General features: G+C 59.9%; 6 protein-coding genes. 5 read left to right on the top strand and 1 reads right to left on the bottom strand.

What is annotated here, in order from left to right; translation table 11 throughout:
• From IRZ24_RS15180 to IRZ24_RS15165, 4 genes are all read left to right on the top strand, one after another.
• On the top strand, nt 1–298 hold a 298-nt coding region (locus IRZ24_RS15180), incomplete at its 5' end, for a hypothetical protein (protein WP_297165718.1).
• A gap of 13 nt (nt 299–311) precedes the next feature.
• Complete coding sequence (sdhA, locus tag IRZ24_RS15175) at nt 312–2,048, top strand: succinate dehydrogenase flavoprotein subunit (protein WP_297165716.1); 1,737 nt, start codon at nt 312–314, stop codon at nt 2,046–2,048.
• Nucleotides 2,049–2,093: 45 nt separating this feature from the next.
• On the top strand, nt 2,094–2,801 hold the full coding sequence (locus tag IRZ24_RS15170) for a succinate dehydrogenase iron-sulfur subunit (protein WP_297165714.1): 708 nt from the start codon (nt 2,094–2,096) through the stop codon (nt 2,799–2,801).
• 312 nt (nt 2,802–3,113) lie between these two features.
• Nucleotides 3,114–4,028, top strand: coding sequence for an alpha/beta hydrolase (locus tag IRZ24_RS15165; RefSeq protein ID WP_297165712.1), 915 nt, complete (start codon nt 3,114–3,116; stop codon nt 4,026–4,028).
• Between the two features lie 37 nt (nt 4,029–4,065).
• On the opposite strand, the gene IRZ24_RS15160 is transcribed toward IRZ24_RS15165, so the two are convergent.
• Complete coding sequence (locus tag IRZ24_RS15160) at nt 4,066–5,712, bottom strand: molybdopterin-dependent oxidoreductase (RefSeq protein WP_297165710.1); 1,647 nt, start codon at nt 5,710–5,712, stop codon at nt 4,066–4,068.
• 419 nt (nt 5,713–6,131) lie between these two features.
• On the opposite strand from IRZ24_RS15160, the gene IRZ24_RS15155 reads away from it, so the two are divergent.
• Nucleotides 6,132–6,612, top strand: a 481-nt coding sequence (locus IRZ24_RS15155) for an ROK family protein (protein ID WP_297165708.1), incomplete at its 3' end; no start/stop codon positions are given.

Here is a 6,612-nt window from a genome sequence, read left to right as displayed (position 1 = left end):
CCTCATGCATGTGACGACCGATGTCGCCTGCACCAGCTATCAGTTTGTAGCCCATCGCTATCAAAATCCCTACTGGCGTCTGTATGACTGGCTGCTACTGACGCTAGCGCTGCTGCATGGCATGAATGGTCTGCGCGTGGTGATCGATGACTATGTACGCAGTCGTAGCTGGCGCCTGTTCCTGGTCTCGCTGGTAGGGCTGGCGACTCTGGCTTTCTTCCTGCTGGGAACGATTACGATTGTGACTTTCCAGCCTGTGCCGGGTAGTTTGCAAGGCGCTTCCTGCGTGACCCACTAGAGAGGGGAATATCATGTACCAGAAGTTTGATGTCGTCATCGTCGGGGCTGGCGGCGCCGGGCTGATGGCAGCGATGCAGTTGCCCAACGCCAGCGTGGCCGTCCTCTCGAAGGTCTATCCCACTCGCTCCCATACGGGCGCGGCCCAGGGAGGAGTTGCGGCGGCGCTGGGCAATCTAGAGGAAGACCACTGGAAGTGGCATATGTATGATACCATCAAGGGCGGCGACTATCTGGTCGATCAGCCGGCGGCTGAGATCCTGGCCCGTGATGCCATCGACGCCATTTATGAGCTGGAGCATCGGGGGCTGCCGTTTAACCGCACGCCGGATGGACGCATCGATCAGCGCCGCTTTGGTGGCCACACGCGCAACTATGGCGAGGCGCCGGTCCGTCGTTCGTGTTACGCCGCCGATCGCACGGGGCATATGCTGCTCCAGACCATGTACCAGAACGCCATCAAGAATCAGGTGCGCTTCTTTAATGAGTTTCTGGCCCTTGACCTGCTGATCAATGAAGGGCGTGCCTGTGGGGTGGTGGCGCTGGAGATCCGCACGGGCGAGATCCATACCTTCCACGCCAAGGCCGTGCTCTTTGCTACCGGCGGCTATGGTCGCGCCTGGCGTGTAACCAGCAATGCGTTTGCTTGCATGGGCGATGGCATGGCGATCGCCTATCGCCGCGGCATCCCCCTGGAAGATATGGAGATGTACCAGTTCCATCCCACGGGTCTCTATAAGGTGGGGGTACTGCTGAGCGAGGGAGCGCGTGGCGAGGGGGCGCGCCTGCTCAATGGCAAGGGCGAGTACTTTATGGAGCGCTACATGCCCACACTCAAGGACCTGGCCCCGCGCGATATTGTCTCCCGCTGCATCATCAAGGAGATCAAGGAAGGGCGCGGCGTCAATGGGGAAGATTATGTCTACCTCGATCTGCGCCACTTAGGCGAGAAGGTCATTACGGAAAAGCTGCCGGACATCACGGAGTTCGCGCGCAATTATTTGGGCGTGGAGCCGATCCGCGAGCCGGTGCCGATCCAGCCGACGGCGCACTACGCGATGGGGGGCATTCCGACCGATAATGATGGGCGCGTGGTGATCGATTCGAGGTGGACGCCGCTGCCAGGTTTCTACGCTGCTGGCGAGGTGGCCTGTGTCTCAGTGCATGGGGCCAATCGCCTAGGCACCAATTCGCTGGTCGACCTCATCGTCTTCGGGCGCCGCGCGGGCAAGCATATGGCTAAGTTCATCACTGAGAACGATCACGTCCCTCTGCCGCCGCATCACGAGGACTTTGCTCGCGAGATGGTTGACCATCTGCTCTCCTCAAAAGGCGGCGAGTCAGCGGCGCGCATTCGCAATGAGCTGCAGGGCGAGATGCTGGAGAATGTCTTTGTCGAGCGCCATGAGAAGGGCCTGCAGCATGCTATGGAGACCATCGCCGGCCTGCAGGAGGCGTATAAGAAGGTTCAGCTTCAAGATAAAGGTAAGACCTTCAATACAGAGCTGGTCGAAGCCATTGAGCTGGGCTTCCTCCTGGATTGCGCGGCGGCCACGGTCCACGGCGCTCTCGCTCGCAAAGAGAGCCGCGGCGCTCATTATCGCCTGGATTATCCTGAGCGCGACGATGTGAACTGGCTCAAGCATACCTTGATCTATAAGGGCGATGGCGCCTGTGATGCTCGCCTCGATTATAAGGATGTCATCCTGATCGATGACCCGATCTTTAAGCCCAAGGAACGCAAATACTAGGCGCGTCCCAGCTCTGGGAAGACGCTCTAAGACAGGTGAGGTGCTATGAAAGTTACCCTGCGCATTAAGCGCTTCGATCCCGATAAGGATGCGAAGCCCTACTGGGCTGAGTATACGGTTGAGGCCAGCCCCGTCGACCGCTTGCTGGACGCGCTCAATACGATCAAGTGGACCATCGACGGCACCTTAACTTTTCGTCGTTCTTGTGCGCATGGTGTTTGCGGCTCGGATGCCATGCGCATCAATGGACGCAATCGCCTGGCCTGCAAGGTCCTGATCCGCGATGTGGGCGAGAAGGTGACGGTCGAGCCGATGCTTGGTTTCCCGGTGATCAAGGATCTGGTGGTCGATATGGACCCCTTCTTCCGCAAGTACGAGTCGATTAAGCCCTATTTGATCACCTACGATAATGAGCCGGGAACCGAGCGCTTGCAGAGTCCCGAAGAGCGCGCACGCTACGACGAGGGGACGAAGTGTATTCTGTGCGGAGCCTGTACTGGCTCCTGCCCATCGATCTGGGGTAATCCCGATTGGGTCGGGCCGGCGGCCATTGTCAACGCTCATCGCTTTATCTTCGATAGCCGCGATCAGGGCACGGCTGAGCGCCTGGCGATCCTTGGCCAGCGGAACGGCGTCTGGCGCTGCCGAACAATCTTCAATTGCTCGGATGCCTGCCCGCGCGGGATTCCGGTGACCGATCTGATCGAGCAGGTGAAGCGCGCCATCATCTACGGCGATCGCAATATTGACTGAGAGCCTGGCTGAGCCAACTACTGCAAGACCTTAAGTAGCCGGCCAGCTTATTCAATCTTGCTGGCGGTGCCGGGCGGTCTCCTGCCTGGAGGGAGGTGGCCTCAGGGCATCGCTGGCGCAGAGCAGGCGAGTACGCGCGTGCAGAGCGGCCCAGCGCCCAGCCCACCAGGCTCGGGAGTAGCTCGCGGGCTGGACCGGCTGGGCCGCTCTATTGTTGCTGTAAGCAGTGTCGCTGGCCTCTGCTCGATGGCAGGGCCGGCTAATGGCGAAATGAGCTGCCAGCAAGCTGCGCTGGCAAGGAGTGCTGACGCGATGTCCTCTGCGATAACAGGCACAGAAGAAGCGGCATGGGCCTCCTGGGAGCACCGCTTTATTGTGGCTAACGGTATTCGCTTCCATTATGTGACGCAGGGTCAGGGGTCGCTGGTCCTGTTGCTCCACGGTTTCCCCGAGTTCTGGTACTCCTGGCGTCATCAGATCCCCGTACTGGCCGAGGCTGGCTACTGTGTGGTGGCCCCCGACCTGCGCGGCTATAACGAGAGCGAGAAGCCGCGCCGTGGCTACGACCTGCGCACGTTAGCGCGCGATGTAGCGGCTCTGATTGTGACTTTGGGCTACGAGCGGGCCATTGTTGTGGGCCATGACTGGGGCGGGGTCATCGCCTGGCAAGTAGCGATGCGCTATCCCGAGCTAGTCGAACGCCTGGTGATTATGAACGCCCCGCATCCGGCTGCCATGTTGCGTGAACTGCGCTCCCCGAAGCAACTGCGCATGAGCTGGTATATTTTTGCCTTCCAGCTCCCCTGGCTGCCAGAGTATGTGCTGAGCCGTAACGGTGCCAACGAAATTGGCAGAATGCTGCGCGGGAGCGCCGTGCAAAAGGAAGCGTTTCCGCGCTCTGTGACGGCCCAGTACCAGGCCGCTATGAGGAAGCCTGGTGCTCTTCCTGCAGCCTTGGCCTACTATCGACAATTTGTCCGCGATCTGCCGCGAGCCTGTTGGCGGCGTCAGGTGCTCAATTTCCCTCGTATCCAGGCGCCAACATTGCTCATTTGGGGCCTGCAGGATATTGCCCTGAGTGTCGAGCTAACCCGCGGCCTGGAACCCTATGTCGAGCAGCTCCGCATCGTCTATCTGCCCGAAAGCGGACATTGGGTGCAGCAGGAACAGCCCGAGCAAGTCAATCGCTTGCTCCTGGACTTCCTGCAGAAAAAGGTTAATCTCTAGTGAGAATGTATAAAAAGACAATAGAGCAAGGATAGCATTAAGAGACGATGACCGTAATCGTATGGTAGCCCGAGGCTCCGTCGGGCAGAGGAGGCGCCGGGTGAGGGTCTTGAACATTGCCCTGCAGATCGATGGCGCGCGCCGTGATCGTATAGCTGCCAGCGCGAGTCGGCACGCGCCAGGGCAGTTCCCACAACACCCAGGTCAGCTTTGATAAAGGGCGCTTGAGCGTGGCGCGCTGCCAGCTCTGCCCCAGGTCGAAGCTCACATCGACCTCACTGATGCCACGATCTCCGGAAAAGGCCACGCCGGCGATATAAGTCAGGCTCCCGGCCTGAAGGCGACTGCCATCAAGGGGGGTATCGATGCGTGTGGTCATGCGAATCTGGGCCTCGTCGCTCCAGCCGCGCTGCTGCCAATAGCCCTGGTAGTCGTAGTTGACTACCTCAATGCGTGTGATCCACTTGGCATGCTTCATGCCGTAGATGCCGGGGACCAGCAAACGCACAGGAAAGCCGTGTCGCTCCGGCAAAGTGACGCCGTTCATGCGCACAGCGAGAAGCGTGGTCGGCTCCAGGGCCTTAGCGAGATGAAGACTATCGCTATAGTCATCGGCGCAGTAGAAGACCACCTTTGTGGCTCCCGGCTGAGGTCGTGCGCGCTGCAGAAGATCGGCCAGGGGGACGCCTTCCCAGAGGGCATTACTCATGTAGGGGCCACCAACCTCGTTGCTGATGCACATCATCGACTCGTACTGGCTCCGCATAGGAAGCGCCATCAGCTCGGCATAGGTGAGCGTGTAGGGCTGCTCAACTTGTCCACTGATGCTTAGGCGCCAGCTCGCAGGGTTCACAACTGGATCGGCCAATAGGTTCTTAGAGACCACGTAGTATTGATCGTTCGGGGTGATCTCAGAAGACAGATGGGGCACTGGCACCAGGGAGCCGTAGTTTGGTCGCGGCGGGGGAACAAGGCGGCTCTTAAAGCCGCGCAAAGTTATACTCGGAGCGTGGGCGCCTTGCGTAATGAAACGGAAAGCGAAGGCGGCCAGTAAGCCCACTCCACCCAGAATCAGGCCACGGCGCAGCAGCATCTGACGCCGCTCGCTTACCTCTGCGCGGTGCAGCTCTTCACGAATGCCACTGGCGCTCAACCAGCGATAGGCTGGCGAGAAGAGCAGAGCAAAGACCAGGCCGCTCGCGGCCAGGCTCCACATACTATTGAGCCAGCCGATACTGAGGGCGACCCCGAAGAGACCGGCGCCAGTCAGTGGTAGCACCACCAGGCCGGCAAAGAGCCAGAGCAGCGCCGCCAACACCAGACCATCGCCAAGATGCGGTCCTTGTGCGAGCCTTGGCCGTACCTGCCAGCGCCGGCGGACCAGCAAGTACAAACCGCCGCTCACGGCGAAGACCAGACACTGCCCGAGCAGAACGCAAATCAGCAGATAGCGTTTCGCCTCGTCGCCGAGCAATTGCTGCAGAAACTGAAAGAGGGAGAGGGGCATCAGGGCCGTAATGGTGGCCCCGACCTGTTCTGGCAGAGACACGCCGTGGGCAAAGGCATTCAGCAGGAGCATACAGCCCGAGGAGGCCAGCCCGGCTAGCAGACCAGCGCCGCAACCGGTGACAAAAGTTGCGCGAGCCGAAGGCGGAGTAGGCGATGAAATCTCAGGCGCAGCCATTCTAGAAGAAGCAGCCTTTCTAGGCGCGGGCATAGATCACCAGCGCGCCATCATGATGGTCCCTGGCCTTATTGTAAGGCGGGAGGCATCATCAATGCTACACGCTCAGAGCGGGTGCCATTAACAAGCGCAAGAAGAGCCTGGCCTCAAGCACGGGCTGAAGGAGCTGGTAACCAGGCGCAGAGGGAAAGCAAGCTCAGGAGAACGGTCACTTGTTGCTTGCCTGCAAATGGAGTATCATCTATGCCGAATAGCGCTCCCCCTGCCTGCCCAAGCCGCACCTGGGGGTATAGCGTGCGTCCCGCTCGGTGGCTGGTTGGAGGGATAGGAGCGCAGACAATCATCGGTCGCCCCTCTCTCTACGTCCCGCAAGAAGGGACACACATAGTAAAAGACCATCTGCGAGGAAGCCGAGACATATGCCAGAAGACCAAGTGATCACAGCTACGACGACAGCAGCGACGACAGAGACTGCGCATCTCCCCCTGGCCGTCGGCGTTGATCTGGGAGGAACGCAGCTACGGGTAGCGGTGTTGCGTGGGGCCACCCTGCTTTCGCGCGTGGGCCTGCTGACCGGCGAAGATGCGACCCCGGAGCGCCTGATCCCGCGCATCTGTGATGCCATCCGTCAGGCGCTGGCCGAGGCACGGGTTGAACTAGAGCAGGTAGCCGGCATTGGTTTAGGAGCGCCAGGTCCGCTTAACAGCAAGACAGGTGTCATCTACTCACCGCCCAATCTGCCAGGGTGGGAAAACGTTCCCATTCGCGACATTCTGCAGAAAGAATTTCCGGTTCCGGTTCTGATCGAGAACGATGCGCACTGCGCAGCCCTGGGAGAGTACATGTTTGGAGCGGGGCGAGGTAGCGAGGACATGGTCTACATGACCGTCAGCACAGGGA

Origin of the sequence: Thermogemmatispora sp., from assembly GCF_019683755.1 — a bacterium.
Lineage (GTDB): Bacteria > Chloroflexota > Ktedonobacteria > Ktedonobacterales > Ktedonobacteraceae > Thermogemmatispora.
Note: the sequence above shows the minus strand (reverse complement) of the source record. Positions and strands in the feature narration are given on the sequence as shown.

What these genes read in the sequence shown, in the direction of transcription:
- IRZ24_RS15160 (WP_297165710.1), bottom strand. Translation starts at nt 5,712, where the DNA reads ATGGCTGCGCCTGAGATTTCATCGCCTACTCCGCCTTCGGCTCGCGCA.
- IRZ24_RS15165 (WP_297165712.1), top strand. Translation starts at nt 3,114, where the DNA reads ATGTCCTCTGCGATAACAGGCACAGAAGAAGCGGCATGGGCCTCCTGG.
- IRZ24_RS15170 (WP_297165714.1), top strand. Translation starts at nt 2,094, where the DNA reads ATGAAAGTTACCCTGCGCATTAAGCGCTTCGATCCCGATAAGGATGCG.
- sdhA (WP_297165716.1), top strand. Translation starts at nt 312, where the DNA reads ATGTACCAGAAGTTTGATGTCGTCATCGTCGGGGCTGGCGGCGCCGGG.